16 protein-coding genes and 1 pseudogene are annotated in these 19,008 nt (G+C 70.9%); 5 read left to right on the top strand and 12 right to left on the bottom strand.

The window, feature by feature from the left end:
- Positions 1 to 450: 450 nt before the first annotated feature.
- Positions 451 to 744, top strand: a pseudogene (locus tag DJ81_RS20035) (FAD-binding domain-containing protein); the annotation flags it as partial.
- A gap of 221 nt (positions 745 to 965) precedes the next feature.
- Here DJ81_RS20035 and DJ81_RS17255 read toward each other — a convergent pair.
- A complete protein-coding gene (locus tag DJ81_RS17255) occupies positions 966 to 1,526 on the bottom strand; it encodes a hypothetical protein (protein WP_094590786.1) in 561 nt (186 codons plus the stop codon).
- A 110-nt stretch (positions 1,527 to 1,636) separates the two neighbouring features.
- On the bottom strand, positions 1,637 to 2,212 hold the full coding sequence (locus tag DJ81_RS17250; RefSeq protein ID WP_094523580.1) for a MarR family transcriptional regulator: 576 nt from the start codon (positions 2,210 to 2,212) through the stop codon (positions 1,637 to 1,639).
- 145 nt (positions 2,213 to 2,357) lie between these two features.
- On the opposite strand from DJ81_RS17250, the gene DJ81_RS17245 reads away from it, so the two are divergent.
- On the top strand, positions 2,358 to 3,011 hold the full coding sequence (locus DJ81_RS17245) for a hypothetical protein (RefSeq protein WP_094527171.1): 654 nt from the start codon (positions 2,358 to 2,360) through the stop codon (positions 3,009 to 3,011).
- 278 nt (positions 3,012 to 3,289) lie between these two features.
- On the opposite strand, the gene DJ81_RS17240 is transcribed toward DJ81_RS17245, so the two are convergent.
- From DJ81_RS17240 to DJ81_RS17230, 3 genes are all read right to left on the bottom strand, one after another.
- Positions 3,290 to 3,757 (bottom strand): molybdopterin-dependent oxidoreductase, encoded by a 468-nt coding sequence (locus DJ81_RS17240; protein WP_241881416.1) that lies wholly within the window; start codon positions 3,755 to 3,757, stop codon positions 3,290 to 3,292.
- Positions 3,758 to 4,241: 484 nt separating this feature from the next.
- Entirely contained in the window at positions 4,242 to 6,680 is a 2,439-nt protein-coding gene (locus DJ81_RS17235) for a cation-translocating P-type ATPase (RefSeq protein WP_094590784.1), read from the bottom strand.
- Between the two features lie 79 nt (positions 6,681 to 6,759).
- Positions 6,760 to 7,515, bottom strand: a complete 756-nt coding sequence (locus DJ81_RS17230) for a helix-turn-helix domain-containing protein (RefSeq protein ID WP_094590782.1) — start codon at positions 7,513 to 7,515, stop codon at positions 6,760 to 6,762.
- Between the two features lie 271 nt (positions 7,516 to 7,786).
- Here DJ81_RS17230 and DJ81_RS17225 point away from each other — a divergent pair, with 271 nt between their 5' ends.
- Both DJ81_RS17225 and DJ81_RS17220 read left to right on the top strand, forming a co-directional pair.
- Positions 7,787 to 8,197, top strand: coding sequence for an Htur_1727 family rSAM-partnered candidate RiPP (locus DJ81_RS17225; RefSeq protein ID WP_094590780.1), 411 nt, complete (start codon positions 7,787 to 7,789; stop codon positions 8,195 to 8,197).
- Positions 8,194 to 9,417: a TIGR04347 family pseudo-SAM/SPASM protein gene (locus DJ81_RS17220; protein ID WP_094590778.1), complete on the top strand. Its 1,224-nt coding sequence runs from the start codon at positions 8,194 to 8,196 to the stop codon at positions 9,415 to 9,417. The genes DJ81_RS17225 and DJ81_RS17220 overlap by 4 nt, the downstream gene beginning before the upstream one ends.
- Positions 9,418 to 9,453: 36 nt before the next feature.
- Here DJ81_RS17220 and DJ81_RS17215 read toward each other — a convergent pair whose 3' ends face one another.
- Together DJ81_RS17215 and DJ81_RS17210 are read right to left on the bottom strand one after the other, a co-directional pair.
- Positions 9,454 to 10,065 carry a helix-turn-helix domain-containing protein gene (locus DJ81_RS17215; protein WP_094523592.1) on the bottom strand — a complete coding sequence of 204 codons (612 nt, stop codon included), beginning with the start codon at positions 10,063 to 10,065 and terminating at the stop codon, positions 9,454 to 9,456.
- Positions 10,066 to 10,209: 144 nt separating this feature from the next.
- Positions 10,210 to 11,253 carry a cell division protein FtsA gene (locus DJ81_RS17210; RefSeq protein ID WP_170938358.1) on the bottom strand — a complete coding sequence of 348 codons (1,044 nt, stop codon included), beginning with the start codon at positions 11,251 to 11,253 and terminating at the stop codon, positions 10,210 to 10,212.
- Between the two features lie 177 nt (positions 11,254 to 11,430).
- Between DJ81_RS17210 and DJ81_RS17205 the strand changes: the two genes are divergently transcribed.
- Positions 11,431 to 12,264 carry a geranylgeranylglycerol-phosphate geranylgeranyltransferase gene (locus tag DJ81_RS17205; RefSeq protein WP_094590790.1) on the top strand — a complete coding sequence of 278 codons (834 nt, stop codon included), beginning with the start codon at positions 11,431 to 11,433 and terminating at the stop codon, positions 12,262 to 12,264.
- Between the two features lie 107 nt (positions 12,265 to 12,371).
- Here DJ81_RS17205 and yciH read toward each other — a convergent pair whose 3' ends face one another.
- From yciH to DJ81_RS17180, 5 genes are all read right to left on the bottom strand, one after another.
- Positions 12,372 to 12,665: a stress response translation initiation inhibitor YciH gene (gene yciH / locus DJ81_RS17200; protein ID WP_004596695.1), complete on the bottom strand. Its 294-nt coding sequence runs from the start codon at positions 12,663 to 12,665 to the stop codon at positions 12,372 to 12,374.
- 132 nt (positions 12,666 to 12,797) lie between these two features.
- Positions 12,798 to 15,086: a DUF3488 and DUF4129 domain-containing transglutaminase family protein gene (locus DJ81_RS17195; RefSeq protein WP_094590774.1), complete on the bottom strand. Its 2,289-nt coding sequence runs from the start codon at positions 15,084 to 15,086 to the stop codon at positions 12,798 to 12,800.
- The gene (locus DJ81_RS17190) at positions 15,083 to 16,273 is read right to left on the bottom strand and encodes a DUF58 domain-containing protein (RefSeq protein WP_249269154.1); all 1,191 of its coding nucleotides are present in this window, start codon (positions 16,271 to 16,273) and stop codon (positions 15,083 to 15,085) included. The genes DJ81_RS17195 and DJ81_RS17190 overlap by 4 nt, the downstream gene beginning before the upstream one ends.
- A gap of 6 nt (positions 16,274 to 16,279) precedes the next feature.
- Positions 16,280 to 17,269: a MoxR family ATPase gene (locus DJ81_RS17185; protein WP_094523598.1), complete on the bottom strand. Its 990-nt coding sequence runs from the start codon at positions 17,267 to 17,269 to the stop codon at positions 16,280 to 16,282.
- Between the two features lie 285 nt (positions 17,270 to 17,554).
- Positions 17,555 to 18,925, bottom strand: coding sequence for a dihydroorotase (locus DJ81_RS17180; RefSeq protein WP_094590772.1), 1,371 nt, complete (start codon positions 18,923 to 18,925; stop codon positions 17,555 to 17,557).
- Positions 18,926 to 19,008: the final 83 nt, after the last annotated feature.

Below are 19,008 nucleotides of genomic sequence, written 5' to 3'. Positions count from 1 at the left end.
TGTTGACTGCTCGAAGCGAGTCAGACGATATCCCCAACTCCGGTGATGCCTGCCAGCGTCCCCGTGACAAAAACAACACTGGGACGCCGTACACGGCCGAGGATAGGGGTAACGGCCAGTTGGCATGGCCAGCAGTCCACCAGTCCGACACTGTGGGACTACCCGTGCCCGAAAGGACTGGGAGTCCGGTAATTAGACTGCGAACCTGAAACTCCCACCGCTCGGGATTCCTCCGCGTTTACGCGAAGGAGGATGTCAACTAGCAGTGCTGAATACTTCTATCATTCTTATCGCGGGAGGCGAGATGTTCTGTATCCGGGTCACCGAATCGGTCTTCGCCGCGAGCGGTATACACTGTCCAGCCACGACGATGGAGCCAATCTGCGACAGGAAACCAGATACTCTCGTCACAGTACTACGGCCTCATGCCTGTGCGGACTCTGCGGACCGAAACTCGTCGGCTACGACATCGTCTCGAACTGGGGGAACTGGGTCTACCAGACCGGCGTCGGCAACGACTCGCGGGACAACCGCTTCGAGGTGCTCTCGCAGGGCGAGTACCACGACGACGCGGCCGCGTACATCAGGACCTGGCTCCCCGAACTCGACGGTCTGCCGGCCGAGTACGCTCACCGCCCGTGGCGGCTGAGCGACGACGAGCAGGCCAGCTACGGCGTCGAACTCGGCGTCGACTACCCGCGGCCGGTGATCGATATCGAGCGTCGGTACGCGGAACTTGGTTGATGACGGTGCTCCCAGGGGTCTGAAAGAATGTCCGCGGGGTGACAGACTGCGGGGAAATACTGTTCGTGGGTCGTGGTGCCGAATCGGAGGGACACCCTGTACGGAGCGTGTCGCGGAGTGTCCAGCAGTGACGTTTCCGCGTCGGGCGTCGGTTCCTACGGCGTGGGGACCAGGCCGCGGATCGCGATTTCCGCCACGGGCTGGACGGCTGTCCTCACCGACTACTCATCGGCAACCTCGACGCTGACACTCTCGCCATCCTCGAGGAGACTCATGTTCTTCACTTCGACCCGCATCGCCTGGTCTGCGGATAGTTTCTCGTCGTACTCGTGGTCCTCGACCTCGACACGGATAGTGCCGTCCCCGGAGGCGTCGACCGGTTCAGCGGTATCGAGCGTCTCGGAATCTTCGGCCGTCAGCGACGGCTCGAAGACGTCCGTCACGGTTCCATCGGAATCGATCTTGGCGACGACCTGATCCTCGGCGTCGGAGCCGGGTGCGACGGCGACCTGCACCTTCTCCGTGCCCGCGACGACGTCGAAGTGGACGCCGTCACCGGCATCGAGGCTGCTCTGGACCTGCTCGTCGGACCAGGCCGTCTCGATGGCCTCGTCGACCTCGTCCGAGGACAGTTCGTCAAACGGATCGGTTATCTCGACCGTGTAGTCATCTGGAAGCTGTTCTCCGGATGCGTCACCAGAGCTCGCTCCGGCTGCGACGACGCCACCGGCTCCAACGGCGAGCATCGCCGCGAGGGCGAGCGCGATTAGCTTCGTTCGCATTGTGTATCGGAGTGATCCGTTCGGAGGATCGCTCCACCTGGACCTTGTAAGAAAAACCCCTTAGAGACCCGTTGAGAAGGCGTTTGAAACGGTTTCGAAACGGGTTTCGGCTACAGGAGCAAAACCATGTTACCCATCCCGCGGCGTCTGCGCTCGACGAGGTTTTTCGTCTCCAGGCTGTCGAGCGTGCGGCTGACCGTCGCCTTCGAGAGATCCGTCGCGTCGACGATGTCGCTTTGGGCCATCACGCCGTCCTCGTCGAGGATCGTCTCGTAGATCTCACGCTCGTTTTTCGCCAGGCGCTCGGCGGTTTCCTCCCACTCCTCGCGGCGCGCGTCGAGGAGGTCCCCGCTCGGTGCGAGCCCGTCGTTCCCATCCGTCCGCACCGCGCCGCCGGCGGAATCCGGCGGTCTCCGGTCGATAGCCGGTGATTTGGCATCTCTACCCGACCAATCCGTTGTAACGAGGTACGTCCCGCTCGAACCGAGCAGGACCGCAGAGACGGTGATGACCGCTACATCACGGTACTGGAAGTACCCGCCCAGTTCCGCGACCTCCGTACCGCCTTCACCGACAGAGACGACGACTGGTGTGGGGGTTATCAGCTGTACCGCGAGAACGACTGTGGCGGCGACGAAGACGACCGCAGCGAGGAGCTGCTTACCGTGGAGGGCCTGCAAATCCATAGGTTGATACTTCGAATCCCTTCCCTAATCTCCGTCGATATCGACTGGCAAAATTCGGCCCGAAACCGGGTTGAAACGCCTGCGAAACGCGTTTCGAACGCGTTTCATCCCAGTACTCATGAGCTCTTTCACCCAACGGTCACGTATGAATGAGGACGCCCGGACTGGCCTCGTCGTCCTCCTCGTGCTCGCGAGCGTCGGCGTCGGTCTCGCGGGCACACTCGCCGCGCTCGGGGTCGGGGACCCCATCGCCGACAGGGACCAGGTGGGAGAAGTCAGCATCGCTGGTACCAACGTGACCGCCTCCAGCGACAAGAGTGACACCGCGGTGGTGACGAATGTCTCGGAGACGAGTGATATCGAACTCACCGAAGACGGAGGCGATATTTTGATCACGACGCGAGAGAACGACCGGTTTACTCGGCACGAACGGGGACGCGCTGTCGAGATTGTCCGGGCCAACCGGACCGTCGCGTCGTACCTCGAAACGGTCGAAAACGAGGAACTCACGGTCGAACCTATAAGAAAGCTGAACTCCGGGGAGGCACAGACCGCGACGTTCACATTCGACGTCGAAGAGACAAACAGCACCCTCTCCGCCGGGGAGACGGTAAAGATCAGAAACCTCACAGTCGAGAAATCGGACGACACCGTGACAGTAGACAGAGAACCGTCTTACGTCGAGGACCGGGCAGTCGTCCGGATCGGGCGCGCCGGCAGGGAAGACGCCAGATACCGCGCGGAAATCGATCTCGCAAACGAGACGGTCGTCGACATCACCGACATGGGTGAGCTGTAGTGGACTGGAACTCGAATATGGGACAGCAGTCTCGGATCGATAACCGTGGATCTCGCTAGGGCCGAAACACGAGGCAATAGCACTCAGTTGTGGGGTCGTGTATGAGTCTGAATGTATTGTCGACGTAAATCGGTGGCCTCGGCACTCATAGGGCTCGTCATCGCTGGTGCCGAGGCAGCTCGGAGCGGTGCGTCGTCATCGGCCGCTCGACGGTAGTCGCCTCGCGGACTAAAGCCGACGGGTCGGCGGCGGGGCTAACCGGGTCGGAGTCGCCGCGGTCAATACCCGAGATCCTCGTACTCCTGGGGGTCTTCTCCCGGGGCCAGCCGCAGGAACCGGAGCTCCCGCACTCTCTTCACCGTCCGGCCGGCGTCGACGGGGGCGACGAACCGCGGCGCGCGGGCGGCCGGCAGCGGGTCGCCGCCGCGCTCGACGGCCAGCACCGCGTCGAGCGCCGTTTTCAGCGGGACGCAGACGGCGTAGCCGTCGGCGGCGACGCGGACGTGGGTCGCGTCTGGGGCGACCGTCACGTCCGGACGGTCCAGCAGCGACCCGACGGCGACCCCGCGCCACGCGCCGCCCCACCGCTCGCCGCTGGCGCACAGGAACTCCTCGGCGACCGATTCGAGCGCCCCGTCGTCGAACTCGTCGCACGCGACGACCCCGTCCGCGAGCCCGGACAGCTCGACCTCGACCGACGCCGCTACGGGCGCCGACGCGTCGGGGTCCCGGTCGCTCACTTCCACGGCGGATCGCCTCCGCGTTCGCTCGGGCACATGCCCGCTGATGACGAGCGCCGCGGGTTTGAATGGGCCGCCTCGTTCCCGCGACCCGAGGCCCCGCTCGAACGGGTTCGCGGCGTCGCCGCTCGGTCGTCGTCGGCATCTGGAAAAAACGCGGTCGGCGGGCGGTCAGTCGCCGCCGTAACAGGACCCCGCGTACGCGTTCCATCGGTCGATCCCGTTGGGGAGTCGCCCGTCGTCCGTCGCGTCGAACGCCGCCGCGCACTGCGCGATCGCTTCCTCCGCGGTCGGCAGTTCGTCGTCGCGGTCCGGCGTCTCCGCCTCGATGCTCGTCTCGCGCGTACTCGGACCCTCGGGGCGCGTCGCCGCCGATTCCGAGCCTGCGTCAGTCGTGTACTACGGGTGGCACGATTCTCCCGAGACGGGCATCCTTAATAATAGTTCATGTTTGTTTATCGGGCCGCGAGCGTCGGCCTCGCGCCCCCGACTACTCGTACGACTCGGGCTCGATCCCGGAGAGCCGCATCGCGTTGCCGGTGACGCCGAGGCTCATTCCCATGTCGCCGACGACGACCGCGACGGCGACGCTCACCAGCCCCAGCGGCACGCCGAGCGCGAGCAGCGCCTTCACCCCGAGGCTCGCCCAGACGTTCTGGCGGATGACCCCGTTGGCCGTGTGCGAGAGCGCGTAGAGGTACGGGAGCTTCGCCACGTCGTCGCCCATCAGCGCGATGTCGGCGGTCTCTAGGGCCGTGTCCGTCCCCGCGGCGCCCATCGCGACGCCGACGTCGGCCGTCGCCAGCGCGGGGGCGTCGTTGATCCCGTCGCCCACCATCGCGACCTCGCCGTACTCGGCCCGCAGCGACTCCACCGCCGCGACCTTCTCCTCCGGCAGGAGCTCGGCGCGGTACTCGTCGACGCCGACCGACTCGGCTATCGCCCGCGCCGTCCCCTCGTTGTCGCCGGTCAGCATCACGACGCGCTCCACGCCGAGCTCGCGGAGGCGCTCGACGGCCCGCTTCGAGTCGCGACGCACCTCGTCGGCGACGGCGATCGCCCCGGTCAGTTCGGTCTCCGTCCCGACGAGCACGACGGTCTTCCCCTCGCTCTCTAAGGCGGCGAGCGACCCCTCGGCGAACGCGCCGTCGCCGGCTCCTCCGGACCCGCCGTCGTCGCCCTCGGTCACGACCCCGCCGTCCGCGACCCCGCCGTCGGTCTTTGCACGGGCCCGCGAGAGGTCGAAGCCGAGCCCCTCGAACAGCGCCGGCTTCCCGGCGTAGTACGTCTCGCCGTCGATATCCGCGCGGACGCCCTTCCCGGTCAGGCTCTCGAACCCGGCCGGCTCCGCGAGGGCTCCCACGCCCGCGCGCTCGGCGCGGCCGAGGATCGCGGCGGCGATCGGGTGTTCGCTCCGGCGCTCCAGCGCGGCGGCCCGACGGAGCAGCGTCTCCTCGTCGGCGCCGCCGAGCGGGACGAGATCGGTGACGGCGAGTTCGCCCCGGGTGAGCGTCCCGGTCTTGTCGAGCGCGACGGCGTCGACTTGGCCCATCGCCTCCAGGTGGTTGCCGCCCTTGATCAGGACGCCGTTCTTCGCCGCGCTGGTGATCCCGGAGACGACCGAGACCGGCGTCGAGATGACGAACGCGCAGGGGCAGGCGATCACGAGCAGCGTGAGCCCGCGGACGAACCATGTCCCCCAGTCCGCGGCGAAGACGAACGGGTAGCCGGCGAGGTCGACGGTCACCGGCTCGCCGATCACCAGTGGCGGCACCGCGGCCGTCAGAATCGCTAAGACGACTACGACCGGCGTGTAGTAGCCCGCGAAGCGGTCGACGAACCGCTCCGTCTCCGTCTTCTCCGCCTGCGCGCCCTGCACCAGTTCGATGATCCGCGAGAGGGTGGAGTCGCCCGCGGTCGAGGTCACCTCGATCTCCAGGTACCCCTCCTCGTTGATCGCGCCCGCGAACGCCTCGTCGCCCGGGGCCTTGTCGACGGGGACGCTCTCGCCGGTGATCGGGGACTCGTCGACCGCGCTCTCCCCCTCGATCACCGTCCCGTCGAGCGGGACCTTCTCGCCCGGGCGGACGATCACGGTCTCGCCGACCGCGACGTCGTCGGTCGGGACGGTCGTCTCGCCGCCCTCTCGCCTGACGGTGGCCTCGTCCGGAGACAGCTCCATCAGCTCGCGCAGGGAGTCGCGGGCGCGGTCCATCGCGTAGTCCTCCAGCAGCTCGGCGACGCTGAAGAGGACCGCGAGCGTGGCGGCCTCGACGAAGTAACCGATCCCGGTCGCGGCGACGATGGCCGTCCCCATCAGCAGGTCGATGTCGAGGCTCCGGTTCAGCGCGGAGTAGTAGCCGCCGCGGACGACGGGGATCCCGCTGGCCGCGACGGCGCCGACGAACAGGACGTCCGCGAGCGTGAGCGGGACGCCGAGCACGCTCGCCACCGCGGGGTTCGAGCCGGTCAGGACGAACTCGAACAGGAGCCCGCCGACCACGAGGACCGCGCCCAGCCACGTCTTCTTCGCGCGCGGCGTCGTCCAGACCTCCGACGGGGGCGCGACGGCGACGTCGCCGGACGCCCCGTCGGCGGTCCCACCGCGGTCGCCGTCGGCGCTCCCCTCGCCGCCCGATCGGCCGCCGGTGACCTCGTAACCGGCTCCTTCGATCGCCGCGACGACATCGCTCTCGTCCGCGCGATCGGGGTCGTAGGCGACCGTCGCGGTCCCGGCGGTGGGGTTGAGCGCGACGTCGGTCACGCCGTCGACGCGCCCCAGTGCGCTGTCGACCTTCCCGGCGCACGACGGGCAGTCCATCTCGGGGACCGCGAGGCCGGCGGTCAGCTCGCGTCGTCCGCCGTCCGCGCCGGTATCGGCGGCCTCGTCCCCGCGTGCGTCTCCGCGTCCGTCCGGCTCGTCACTCATTACGTCGAGAGAGGGCCCTCATATCGATAAGCCTTGTTTGGATATTTCCAACTGGCGCCGATCGACGGCGGCGGCACGGTCAATCGAACGACGCGGGGGCGCCGTCGCCCGCGACCGACCGGGCGACGTGCGCCTTCGCCAGGCGCTCCTCGGCCCGACGGAGCCGGTAGGTGAGCGTCGAGCGCGGCACGTCGAGGTGGGCCGCGAGCTCCCCGGCGTCGACCGCCCGCGGCGACTCGTAGTAGCCGTGCTCGACCGCGGCCCTGAGCGCGGCCTCCTGCTCCGGGGAGAGCCCGACGCCGTCCGCGTCGCCCCGCGTCTCGTCGCCCGCCGAGGTGTGCGCCGTCCTGAGTAGCTCCGTGCGGGCGGCGTCGCCGACGGCGGTCCGGAGGGCGTCGAAGAAGGCCCCCACGTCGCCCTCGCCGGAGTGGATGAGCCGCCAGGTGTAGTGGCGCCCCTCGTGGCGGGTCTCGAACAGCACGCCGTCGCCGAGGTGGTCGCGGGCGATGTGCGGGACGGACGCGCAGACGGGCGTGGGCTCCCAGTCGGTGTACAGCACGAGCGTGTCGTCGGTCCGGTCGAGGACGCGGGTGGTCTGGGTCGCGCCGCAGTCCTCCGTCGCGAGGCAGTCGGCGTAGTAGTCGCCGTCGGTGAAGGCGGCCTCGACGGCCGCGAGCGCGTCCGGCGCGCCCGTGGCGTGGTCGACCCGCCAGAGGTGGTCGTCGGTGGCGTGCAGCGACAGCGACCGCACCCGCGCCCCGGGGTGGGCGGCGAGCGCGTCGGCCACCCTGTTGCGCCCCGGTTCGTACTCGAGGGCGAAGACGAGTTCGCGCATGGGGGCCCGTAGGTGACTGTCGGACATAACAGGTGGCCTCGCCCCCAGCGCTCCGCCGCCGCGACGCGTCTGCGCTCGATTTCGAGCTTCGCGGCCGAATCCAGCGATCGCGGGCGAATCTGTGCGCGCCGCGCCCGCGGAGTCGACCGCAAATCGCGGTTTGCTATATCTTCATGCGGTTTATTTTTCTGGTGTCCGAACGTGTTCGGGCGGGTTTCGCCCCCGTGAGAACGCGCGAAACCGAGTTCGGGGGGTCGTTCGTACGCCGAGTATGGTCGAGAAGACGGACCGAACCGCCGGAGCGGGGGGCCCACGCTCGGCGGACGGCCGGCGCTTCGAGGTGTTCGTCCGGGAGGAAGAGGCGGATCCGCTCCGTCACGTCGGCACCGTCGCGGCGCCGACGCCGGACGTCGCTCACGAGGAGGCGAGCAAGCTCTTCGCCTGGTACGCCCGCGACGTGTGGGTCTGCCCCGCCGAGGAGACGCACCGCTACTCCGCCGAGTCGCTGGCGGCGGACGAGCGGTCCGGCGACGAGTCGGCCTCACGTGACGACGCGAGCGACGAACCGCGCGTGTACGAGGAGACCGAGGGGACGCCCACCGTCGCCTGCGGCAGCGCACCGGTCGAGAACGACTCGGACCCCGCACGCGAGGACGAGACGGTCCCGGAGGGAGACCGATGATCTCCGTCAGCAAGCTCCTCTGCGGGCTCGACGCCGAGAGCGACGGGCTCCGGTACGACGCCGCGGGGGACTCGAAGAAGCCGCAGATAACCGATGACAAGCAGCGCCGCCCGGTCGTCGTCTGGAACACGACGAAGCGGTGTAACCTCTACTGCGAACACTGCTACGCCGCGGCCGATCGGGAGGGGGCGCCGAACGAGCTGTCGACGGCGGAGGGGAAGGCGCTCATCGACGACCTCGCCGAGTTCGGCGTCCCGGTGCTCCTCTTCTCCGGCGGGGAGCCGCTCGTCCGCGAGGACCTCGCGGAGCTCGTCTCGTACGCCGACGACGCCGGGATCCGACCCGTCCTCTCGACGAACGGGACCCTGCTCACCCGCGAGAACGCCCGAGAGCTGAAGGCGGCGGGACTCAAGTACGCCGGCGTCTCCGTCGACGGGCTCCCCGAGCGCAACGACCGGATCCGGGGAGAGGAGGGGGCGTTCGACGCCGCCGTCCGCGGGATCGAGGCCTGTCTCGACGTCGGGCTCAAGACCGGGCTTCGCTACACGATCACCGAGCACAACGTCGACGACCTCGCGGGCGTCGTCGACCTCCTCGTCGACGTCGGCGTCGACCGCTTCTGCTTCTACCACCTCGACTACGGCGGGCGGGGCGCCGAGATCGCGGACGTGGACCTGAGCCCGGAGGCGACCCGGAAGGCGGTCACGGACCTCTGTGACCTCACCCGCGAGTACCACGCCGCGGGCGAGGAGATCGAGACGCTGCTCGTCGGCAACTACGCCGACGCCGGTCACCTCGTCGAGTACGCCGACCGGGAGATCGGCACGGACCGCGCCCGGCTCATCCACGAGCACCTGCGGCGCAACGGCGGCGACCCGACCGGCGAGCGCGTCGCCGACGTCGACCCCGTCGGCAACGTCCACCTCACGCAGTTCTGGCAGGGGTACTCCCCCGGCAACGTCCGGGACCGCTCGTTCGGCGCGATCTGGTCGGACGAGTCGAACCCGCTCCTCGCCGGGCTCCGCGACCGCGAGGAACGGCTCACCGGGCGGTGCGCGGACTGCGCGTACAAGGAGGTCTGTCGGGGCGGCTCGCGGCTCCGCGCCCTCTCGGCGCACGGCGACCCGTTCGCGCCCGATCCGAAGTGTTACCTCACGGAGGCGGAGCGCGACGGCGCGGAGGCGTTACGGCGGATCCGCGGCGAATCGGCGGCGGACTGACCCGACGGGACTCGGGAACCCCTCGGTGATCGGCGGTCAGTCGTCGACTCCCTCGAAGGCGTCCGTGACGAGCTTCGCCTGCGCGGACCGGAGCCGCTGCGAGAGCGCCGACTTGCTGATCTCCAGCTCGCCGGCGAGCTCGCCGAGGGAGACGTCGGCGGCGTCGTCGAAGTAGCCGCGGACGACGGCGAGCTCCATCCCCTCGCGCTGCTTCGGGGTGAGCGCGGAGAGGTCGACGGTCGCCTGCTCGGTCGGTTCGGGACCCGCGACCACGGCGAGCCGGAGCAGCCGCACGCGGTCGAGCGTCTCCCTGAGCGTCGCGACCACTTCGCGGACGGCGTCGCGGTCGTCGACGTACGTCGTGACCGACACCGTCCCCTCGTCGACCCGTCGCACGCGGGGGACGTAGCCGAACTCCTGGAAGACGCGACAGAGGCAGTCCTCGCTGATCTGGCCGCGCGCGCGGCGGATCCCCTCCTCGCCCGGCGGTTGCACTTCGACCGTACACTCGTCGCCGACCGCGTTGACGGTGACGTCGGACGCGCGTTCCGACTGCGAGACGATCGGGCAGTCCCACTCGTCGGACGGGTCGACCTCGAGGTCGACGCGGAGCCGTCGGTCGCCGTCGTCACCCGCGACTTCGACCATGCGGTCGATCGGTCGGCCGTCGGCTTAGGCGTTCGGCGCGTCCTCACGGATCAAAAAAGCGGGACCGCGCGGCGGGGGCGGACGGCGAGGGTAGCTCGGAGCCGGGACGGTCCGGTCAGTTCTCGGAGCCGGGGAAGCGTTCGCTCAGTCCTCCGACTCGGGCGCGGCTTCCTCCGCCGCGGGCTCCCCTGCGCGCTCGTCGGCCGCCTCGCCCTCCTCGGAGCGGGCCGCGACCAGCGCGCCGCTGGCGACGCTGTACATCGGCTCCTCGGCCGAGCGCACGCCGCTGATCGAGAACGGGATGCTCGCGTCCTCGAGGTGGTCGGCGAACAGGTCCTTGAACCCGTTCGGGCTGGAGGTGCCGCCGGTGACGACGACGGGGACGTCGAGCCCCTCCTCGACGTCCTCCTCGTCGACCTCGCGGCTGATGTTCTCGATGACGTAGTCGAGCAGGTTCTCGTAGTAGATGGCGAGCGCGCCCTCGACGCCGCCGACGTCGGTGCGGAAGTCGAGCTCGAAGTCGTCCTCCTTGATGCTCGTCACCTTGTCGACGGGCGTCCCCGTGGCCTGCGACGTCTGCTCGTCGATCCAGTCGCCACCGCGGGCGATGGAGAACTTCATGACGGGCACCGCGTAGTAGGCGAGACAGACGTTGGTCATCCCCGCGCCGAAGCTGATCCCGAGCCCGGTGAAGTTGTTGTCCGCGAGCTCGGAGTAGATGACCGCCATCCCCTCGTTGATCGGCTCGGGGTCGTACCCCATGTCGCCGAGCATCGACTCCAGCGTCTTCTCGTGGTACAGCGTCGTGAGCCCGGAGTCGATCGGGTCGGCCGGGCTGGAGTAGAAGAGGCGCTCGTTCGGCTTCGAGGGCTCGCCGACCACCTGCTCGGTGATGAGCTTGATCATCGGGATCGCGGAGGCCTCGTCGCTGGATAAGATTCCGTGTTGCATCGGGCGACGCGTCTCCTTGTTGAAGATGTTCGCGAAGTTGAGCGCGTCGTCGCCGACGACGTACACCTTGTCGTCCTTGCGGATGTGGAGGACGTCGCTGCGAGAGAGCATCTGCTCTGCCATGTCGCTGTACTCGATCTCGACGAACGAGTTCCGCTGCTGTACGAACACCGTCTCCGCGCCTTCCTGTCGTCCGGAGAGGATGTTCATCGTGCCGACGTCCAGGCCTTTAGCCATACACGTCCGTATCATTGCACACTTCATAAACGTTCGTGGCCGATTCCGAGCCGAGAGAATCGCGGCCGCGCCGCGGGCACCCGCGGTGGCCCGAGCCCGCTACGGCCTCCGGCCGCCGCGACCCCCGACTCGAATCCCGGGTCGTTTATGTGCCGCGCCGCGGTGATGCGAGACGACGTGAACGACACAGCGCGCGGGGTCGCGGAGCTGGCGCGGCCGGCGAACTGCGTCGCCGCCGCGGTCCTCACGGGGACGGGCGCGTTCGTCGCCGGCGCCGCGGGCGCCGTCGTCCCCACGGCCGTCGCCGCGGTCGTCACCGCGTTCGCGGTCGCCGCGGGCAACGCGATCAACGACTACTTCGACCGCGACATCGACGCCGTCAATCGGCCCGACCGCCCGATCCCGCGCGGCGCCGTCTCGGCGCGGGGGGCGCTCGGCGTCGCCGCCGTCTGGTTCCTCGTCGCCGTCGCGTTCGCGGCCCTCCTGCCGCCGCTGGCGATCGCCATCGCCGCGGTCAACCTCGTCGCGCTCGTCACCTACACGACGGTATTTAAGGGGACACCGGGGCTCGGCAACGCCCTCGTCTCCTACCTCGTCGGCTCGACGTTCCTGTTCGGCGGCGCCGCGGTCGGGGAGCCGGCGGCCGTCGCCGTCCTCGCGCTCCTGGCCGGGCTCTCGACGTTCACCCGCGAGGTGATCAAAGACGTCGAGGACGTGGCCGGCGACCGCGAGGAGGGGCTCCGCACGCTCCCGATCGCGGTCGGCGAGGACCGCGCCCTCTGGATCGGCACCGGCGCGCTCCTCGTCGCCGTCGCGGCGAGCCCGGTCCCGTACTTCACGGGCACCTTCGGCGGCGTCTACCTCCTGCTCGTCGCCGTCGCCGACGCGGTCATGCTGTACGCCTGCTACGAGGGGTTCGCCGACCCGACGAGCGCGCAACGGCGATTCAAGTACGGCACCTTCCTCGCGGCGGCCGCGTTCGTCGTCGGCCGGGCGGCGCTCCTCGTTTAAAAGGCCGGTCGGAGAGCGCCTCGGCTCACGGCGCCGCGGCTCGTCGGACGGGGTCGTTCGAAGAACCGAATCCGTGTATCGCTCGACGGCGGACGGTCAGGTGACGGTCACGCGACGTTGAAGCCCTTGTCGCGGAGGAAGTCCTCCACGCGGCCCGAGTGGTTCCCCTGCAGCTCGATGGCGCCGTCCTCGACGGTGCCGCCGCAGGCGAACTTCGACTTGAGATCCGACGAGAGGGAACTCAGGTCGACGTCTTTCGGGTCGAATCCTTCGATGACCGTTACCTCCTTACCGTACCTGCGCTCGTCGATGCGGATGCTGATCTGCTGGGACTCCTTCGCGACGTCCTCGCAGACGCAGAGTTCCTGGGGCAGTCCGCACGTCGAGCAGACTTCCGACATTACAGCCGAACTTACAGGGTGACCGTATTAAATAGTGTCGGGAGTGCGGCCGCGTCGGACGTCCGTCGCCCGTTCTTTCGGGCCAGCGACCGGATCGAGCACGCGAATGGGGGTCGGCGCCGCTCGGCCGCCTCAGTCGAACAGCCGCCCGAGAACCGGCGTCGCCTCCAACGCGAGCCGCCGAACGGTCCGGCGCGCCTCGTCCGCCTCCGCGCGCGTCACCGTCCCGGCGTACGTCGCCCGCTCGTACGTCTCCCCGACGGCGAGCGCCCGCTCGTCGAGGCCGCGGAGCCGGAGCGCGTCGAGGTAGGCCCGCGGGGTCTCCCCGGCGCGCCGCTCGCGGTAGCGACGGCCGAGCAGGTACTCGAGGTCGGCGAACGCGCGCCGGGCGTCCGTGGCCGGATCGGAACTGACCCACGGAAGGCGGAGGCGCGCGGCGCGGCGCGCGCGCCTGCCGACGCCGAAACGGCGGGCGCCGGTGACGCCGATGACGGCCGCGACCAGCCAGTAGGCGACGGTCTCGCGCGACGGGATCGGGGAGCCGTCCCCGCTCGGCCGCGCCTCGCCGCCGACGGCGCCGCGGGTGAGTCCCTCCTGTCTCGCTCCGACCGCGGTGTCGCCGGGCGCGGCGGCGTCGGCCGCGTCGCCGCCGGTCGCCGCCGTCCCGTTGCTGTCGTTCGGCACGTCGGCCGTCGTCGACGACGGGTCATTGACGCCGGCCTCGGGGACGATCGACGGCGCGCCCCGAGCGGGTTCGGAGGCCGGGACGTCCACGTCCTCGTCGCCCGCGGCGCGCGCGTCGGCGAGGCGCGCGGTCCGGGTCTCCTCGCGCTCGGCCGCGGGCGTCGGGTCGAAGGTGACCCAGCCGTGGCCCGGGAAGTACGCCTTGACCCACGCGTGGGCGTCCTGGCCGCGGACGACGTACCGGTCCTCGCCGATCCGCTCGCCCTCCGAGTAGCCGGTGACGAACTGCGCCGGGATCCCCTGCGATCGCAGCATCGCGGTCATCGTCGTCGCGAAGTAGACGCAGTAGCCGGCGTCCATCTCGAAGAGGAACGCGTCGGCCACGTCGCCGTCGGGCTTCCGGACGGTCAGCGAGTACTCGTACTCCTCGCGCAGGTAGCGCTCGACCGCGACGGCCCGGTCGTACGGGGTCTCCGCGTTCGACGCCGCGATGATCTCCTCGGTGCGCTCTCCGACGCGGTCGGGGGTGCTCTCGGGGAGCTGGGTGTACCGCTCCTCGATCGCGGGGTCGTAGTCGGTGCCCGCGCTCCGGAGCGCGGCGGGGTCGGCGTCGGGCACACGGCTCTCGACCGTGACCGACTCGCCCGCTCCCAGCGGCTCGGCGAGCCGGAGCGTCCCGTGCTCGTCCACCCGTGCGGTCTGGGCGGCGGGCCCCCGCACGTCGACCGCCTGCCACGGCGCCGGCAGCGACGGCGACTCCGTCTCGGCGGTGATCGTGACGTTCACTTGAGTCGCGTTGCCCGGGGGCCCGTCGAGCGGTCCGTCGAGCGGCGACTGCTCGCCGGACCGCACCCAGCCGTCCCCGGTGTAGGTGTCGTAGGCGCCGGCGTGCCAGTTCGCCGCCACCGGACTCTCGATCGTGTAGCGCACCTCGGGCGAGAGCCGCGTCGGGCCGACGACCTCGACCTCGTCGTCCGCCTCGATCGACGACTCCAGCGTCGGGGTGCCGCGGTCGATCCCCCAGGGCTGGGCCGCGCCGGCCGGCAGCAGGGTGAGCGTCGCGCTCACGAGGACCATCGCCGCCAAGACCGCGGCGAGGGTGTCGCCGTGGTCCCGGATCCCGCCCGGCATCGACAGCGTCGAGAGGCCGGCGGCGAGCGCGACGCCGACGACGCCGACGAGCGTGGTCGTCCCGCCCGCGTCGCCGGTGAGCACGAGGAAGGCCAGCGTGCCGCCCGCGGCGCCGGCGGCCGCGACGTGTCGCCCGCGGCCGACGAGGTAGCCGACGAGGAACGTCGGCACCGGCGCGACCGCGAGGACCCAGACGTCGGCGAGCGCGAGGCGGAGGATGGAGAGCCCGGTCAACAGCGAGACCACGTCGATCGCGACGCGCCGGACCGAGAACAGCGCGCGCTGACTCTCGGGGATCGCGAAGTAGTACCCCGCCAGCGTCGCGGCGAACAGGACGACCGTCAGGCGGAGCGCCGCGCGCTCGCCGACGTACCGCGCGAGGAGGAAGCCCGCGGCGCCGGCGACCGCGACCGCGACCGCGGCCCGCGTCGACCCGCCGACGACGTCGGTCGCGGCGAGGAACACCGAAAGGTACGCGGCGGTGACGACCGCGACGCCGAGGACCGGCGGGTCGACGACCGCCCGCAGCCGCCCGCGGAGGTCGCCGTCGCCGGGGCTCTCCCCGTCGTCCGACCCGCTCTCGCCGCCGAGCGGGCGGCCCCTCATCGGCCGATCACCTCGCTCCGGTCCGCGGACGGCGCCCCGCCGGGCGCGGTCTCTCCGGCCCCGCCGTCGTCGGCGACCGCAGCGCCGGAGCCGTCGTCCGGGGGACCGGTCGCCGCCTCGTCGACGCTCGTCTCGCCGTCGCCCGCCCCGCGGACCGTCGCCCCGGCCACTTCGTCGAACGCGACCGCCCGGTCGCCGACGCGGTACCGGGCGCCGCGCTCGTCGGCGACGACGCGCACGTCAGCCTCGTCGTCGCCGACCGTGCCGGGACGCGTCCGCGCGGCCAGTTCGAGCACCGCCCGTCGCCCCCGCGCGCCCGGGTCCGCCGAGACCTCGCCGTTGGGGAGCGTCAGGTCCACCGGCACGCCGTCGTCAAGCAGCGCGAGCGCGAGGCTGGCGGCCGCGCTCGCGAGGTCGTCGGCGGGATTTCGGTCGCTCCCGCGTTCGGTTTCCCTCGCCGTCCCCGCGCCTTCGCCTCCGGCCTCGCCGGCGATCGCCACGCGGCCGCGCTCGGTCTCCGCGGCGAACGCCTTCACCACGATCTCGCCGTGCTTCGCGGTCGCGGGCCAGTGGACGTCGCGGAGGGGGTCGCCCCGCGCGTACTCGCGCAGGCGGTCGAACTCCTCTCGCCGCCGGCTCGCTCCGACGGCGTCGTCGGCGTACAGCGCCCGGCGGAACCACGTCGGGATCTCGCGGCACGCCGGGTACGCGAGGGTCGCGTCGAACGACTCGATCACCGCCTGCCGCTCGAAGAGCCCGAAGACGTCGCTCGCGGTCACCGTGACGGGGCCGAACTCCCGCTCGCCCCGGCGCAGGTAGCGGACGCGGTACGTCGCCGGCGCGTCGCCGACGGAGGTGCGGACCGGCTCCGTCGGCCCCTCCAGCCCGTCGTCGAGCGCGTCGGCGACGTCGGCGACGTACGTCGGCGACAGCTCGCCCGCCCCCCGGGAGTGGAACGAGAGCCGCACCTCGCCGGTCTCGCCGACGAACCCTTCCGGCGGGAGGCTCCGCCTGGCCGCCGGCTCCTCGATCCGGGCGAGCTGGACGTACCCGGCCGCGAGCGCGACGGCGCTCGGCAGGACGACCGCCTCGATCGACCGCCCGCTCGCGGCCAGCGCCATGCCGACGCCGACGACGCAGACCGCGACGACGACGCGGCCCCGGCGGGTGAGGGTCGGCGACGGCACGAGAGATCACTCCACGCTCGTCCGGTTCAGCGCGTCTTCGACCACCTGTTCCCCGTCGGTCCCGGAGTCGGAGCGGACGCGGTGCGCGAACACGGTCGGCGCCTCGGTCTGGACGTCGTCGGGAATCACGTACCCGCGGCCGTCGAGCGCGGCCCGCGCCTGCGCGGTCCGGAGCAGCGCGAGGCTCCCCCGCGGACTGACCCCGAGCCGGGCGTTCTGCCGCGTGTACGTCGCCAGCCGCGCGACGTACTCGCGGACGGGTTCTGTCGCGTCGACGTCGGCGACGGCGACCCGGGCGCGCCGGACCTCCTCGATCGACGCGACCGGCTCCACGGCGTCGACGGGGTGGTCGCCCGCCATCCGGCCGATGATCTCGGCCTCCTCCTCGGTGCTCGGGTAGCCGAGCCGGATCTTCTTCGTGAACCGGTCGACCTCCGCCACCGGGAGCTCGTACGTCTGCCCGGGCTCGACGTCGTTCTGGGTGGCGATCACGCAGAACGGGTCCGGGAGGGCCCGCGTCTCCCCGTCGGTCGTCACCTGTCCCTCCTCCATCGCCTCCAGCAGGGCCGACTGCGTCTTCGGCGGCGCCCGGTTGATCTCGTCGCCGAGGACGACGTTGGCGAACACGGGTCCGGGCTGGAACTCGAACTCGTCCGTGCGCTGGTTGAACACGTTGACGCCGGTGACGTCGGCGGGGAGGAGGTCCGGGGTGAACTGGACGCGCTTGAACGAGCCGTCGATCGAGCGCGACACCGCCTTCGCGAGCGTCGTCTTCCCGACGCCAGGCACGTCCTCCACGAGGAGGTGCCCGCGGGCGAGGACCGTGACCACGACGTGCTCGATCGCCGCCCGCTTCCCGACGATCACCGCCTCGACGTTGTCGACGACGCGCTCCGCGAGCGCGGCGACCTCGTCGAGCGCCATCGGGGGACGCTCAGGCTCTCCCGTTCCGTCGGCGTCGACGCCTGCCGGACCGGTCTCCGCGGCGTCAGTCATGTCGGGGTCCCTTCCGCGGCGCCCCGACCGAGTCGTCCGATATCATCCGTCGGTACGCCGGTCTCGCTATCGCCTCCCGTGCCAAGGCTACCCACGACCATCGATATGGCCCCGCTTAGGATAGCAACGGCATATGCGTTCCGCCGGGCGGCACCGGCCGTACACGTCCGGTCCCGGTCGGTCCGGCGCCCGTTCGGACCGCGTCTCTCGGACGACGACTCCCGGACTGCGGCTGTCCGAACTGCGACTCCCGGACTGCGGCTGTCCGAACCGCGACTGGCCGAACTACGACACTCGGACGTTCCGCCCGGCCGCCTCGCCGAACGACTCCGCGCCCGTCACGGGGTCGCGCTCGTAGACGACCTCGCCGCGGACGAGCGTCAGCTCCGGGAAGACGCCCTGCAACCCCTCGAACGGCGTCCAGCCGCAGGCGCTGTGAAGCGCTCCCGCCTCGATCTCGCGCGGGTTCGTCAGGTCGACGAGGACGAGGTCGGCGTCGGCGCCCTCGGCGACTCGCCCCTTGGCCTCGACCCCGAAGATCGACGCTGGGTTGGCGGCGACGACGTCGCGGACGCGTTCCAGCGTCAGCTCCCCCTTGCGCACGGACTCCAAGAGGAGCGGGTACAGCGTCTCCACGCCCGGGACGCCGCTCGCCGCCTCCGCGAGGCCCTGCCGCTTCTCCGCGACGGTGTGGGGCGCGTGGTCGGTGGCGACGACGTCGACGTCGCCGTCGCGGAGGCGCTCGAACACCCCGGCCCGACGCTCCTCGGAGCGGAGCGGCGGGTTCATGCGGCCGAACGTGCCGAGTCGGCCGGCGTTCTCGCGCGAGAGGAACAGGTGGTGCGGGGTGACCTCGCAGGTGGGAGGAGCGGCGCCCGCCGTCGCGTCCGCGTCGTCGCCCGTCTCGGACTCCCGGGCCGCGACGACCGCGTCGATCCCCTCCGGCGTCGACGTGTGGGCGATGTGGACCTGCGCGTCGCTCTCGGCGGCCGCGCCGAGGGCGCGCTCGACCGCGGCGACCTCCGCCTCGGCGGTCCGGTAGGCGGACCACGCGTCGGCGTCGGCCGCGGTGCCGACGCCGCCGAGGTCGCCGGCGAGCGCGCCGTCGTCGAACAGCGTCTCGTCCTCCGCGTGGACCGTGACGGGGACGTCGCGGGCGGCCGCCTCGGCGAGCGCCTCCTCGAACAGGTCGACGGCGATCCCCATGTCGCCGGTCGAGTCCGCGAGGAACACCTCGCCGAGCGCGAACAGGGGCCGTTCGAAGAGGCTCTCCGGGTCCCAGTCGGCGGTGACGCCGCCGTTGATCCCGTAGTCGACGAGCGAGTCGGCGGCGAGGTCGGCCTTCCCGTCGAAGGCGTCGCCGTCGACGGTCGGCGGCGAGGTGTTCGGCTGGTCGACGACGGTGGTCACGCCGCCCGCGGCCGCGCTCCGCGAGCCGGAGGCCCACGTCTCCTTGTGGCTCCCGCCCGGTTCGCGGAAGTGGACGTGGGCGTCGACGGCGCCGGGCAGGAGGTGTCGCCCGCGCGCGTCGACGACGCGCTCGCCGGGGTCCGGGTCGAGCCCCGCGTTCGTCGGCTCGACCGCGTCGACGGTTCCGTCTCGAACACGGACGTCGCGGACCCGCCCGTCGGCGAGCTCCGCACCGGAGATGAGCATGGGTACGCGCTCGCGGCCCGACGCTTAAACCGTGGTGATCCGCGCCACCACAAAGCGTTTGACACGTCCGCCGAGAGTCCGCT

Source organism: Halorubrum sp. Hd13, from assembly GCF_002252755.1.
GTDB lineage: Archaea > Halobacteriota > Halobacteria > Halobacteriales > Haloferacaceae > Halorubrum.
This window is presented reverse-complemented; position numbering and strand designations above follow the sequence as displayed.

Bases quoted from the DNA above. Each gene is read 5' to 3' on its own strand.
- DJ81_RS17255 (WP_094590786.1), bottom strand. From the start codon at position 1,526: ATGCGAACGAAGCTAATCGCGCTCGCCCTCGCGGCGATGCTCGCCGTT.
- DJ81_RS17250 (WP_094523580.1), bottom strand. From the start codon at position 2,212: ATGGATTTGCAGGCCCTCCACGGTAAGCAGCTCCTCGCTGCGGTCGTC.
- DJ81_RS17245 (WP_094527171.1), top strand. From the start codon at position 2,358: ATGAATGAGGACGCCCGGACTGGCCTCGTCGTCCTCCTCGTGCTCGCG.
- DJ81_RS17235 (WP_094590784.1), bottom strand. From the start codon at position 6,680: ATGAGTGACGAGCCGGACGGACGCGGAGACGCACGCGGGGACGAGGCC.
- DJ81_RS17230 (WP_094590782.1), bottom strand. From the start codon at position 7,515: ATGCGCGAACTCGTCTTCGCCCTCGAGTACGAACCGGGGCGCAACAGG.
- DJ81_RS17225 (WP_094590780.1), top strand. From the start codon at position 7,787: ATGGTCGAGAAGACGGACCGAACCGCCGGAGCGGGGGGCCCACGCTCG.
- DJ81_RS17220 (WP_094590778.1), top strand. From the start codon at position 8,194: ATGATCTCCGTCAGCAAGCTCCTCTGCGGGCTCGACGCCGAGAGCGAC.
- DJ81_RS17215 (WP_094523592.1), bottom strand. From the start codon at position 10,065: ATGGTCGAAGTCGCGGGTGACGACGGCGACCGACGGCTCCGCGTCGAC.
- DJ81_RS17210 (WP_170938358.1), bottom strand. From the start codon at position 11,253: ATGGCTAAAGGCCTGGACGTCGGCACGATGAACATCCTCTCCGGACGA.
- yciH (WP_004596695.1), bottom strand. From the start codon at position 12,665: ATGTCGGAAGTCTGCTCGACGTGCGGACTGCCCCAGGAACTCTGCGTC.
- DJ81_RS17195 (WP_094590774.1), bottom strand. From the start codon at position 15,086: ATGAGGGGCCGCCCGCTCGGCGGCGAGAGCGGGTCGGACGACGGGGAG.
- DJ81_RS17185 (WP_094523598.1), bottom strand. From the start codon at position 17,269: ATGACTGACGCCGCGGAGACCGGTCCGGCAGGCGTCGACGCCGACGGA.
- DJ81_RS17180 (WP_094590772.1), bottom strand. From the start codon at position 18,925: ATGCTCATCTCCGGTGCGGAGCTCGCCGACGGGCGGGTCCGCGACGTC.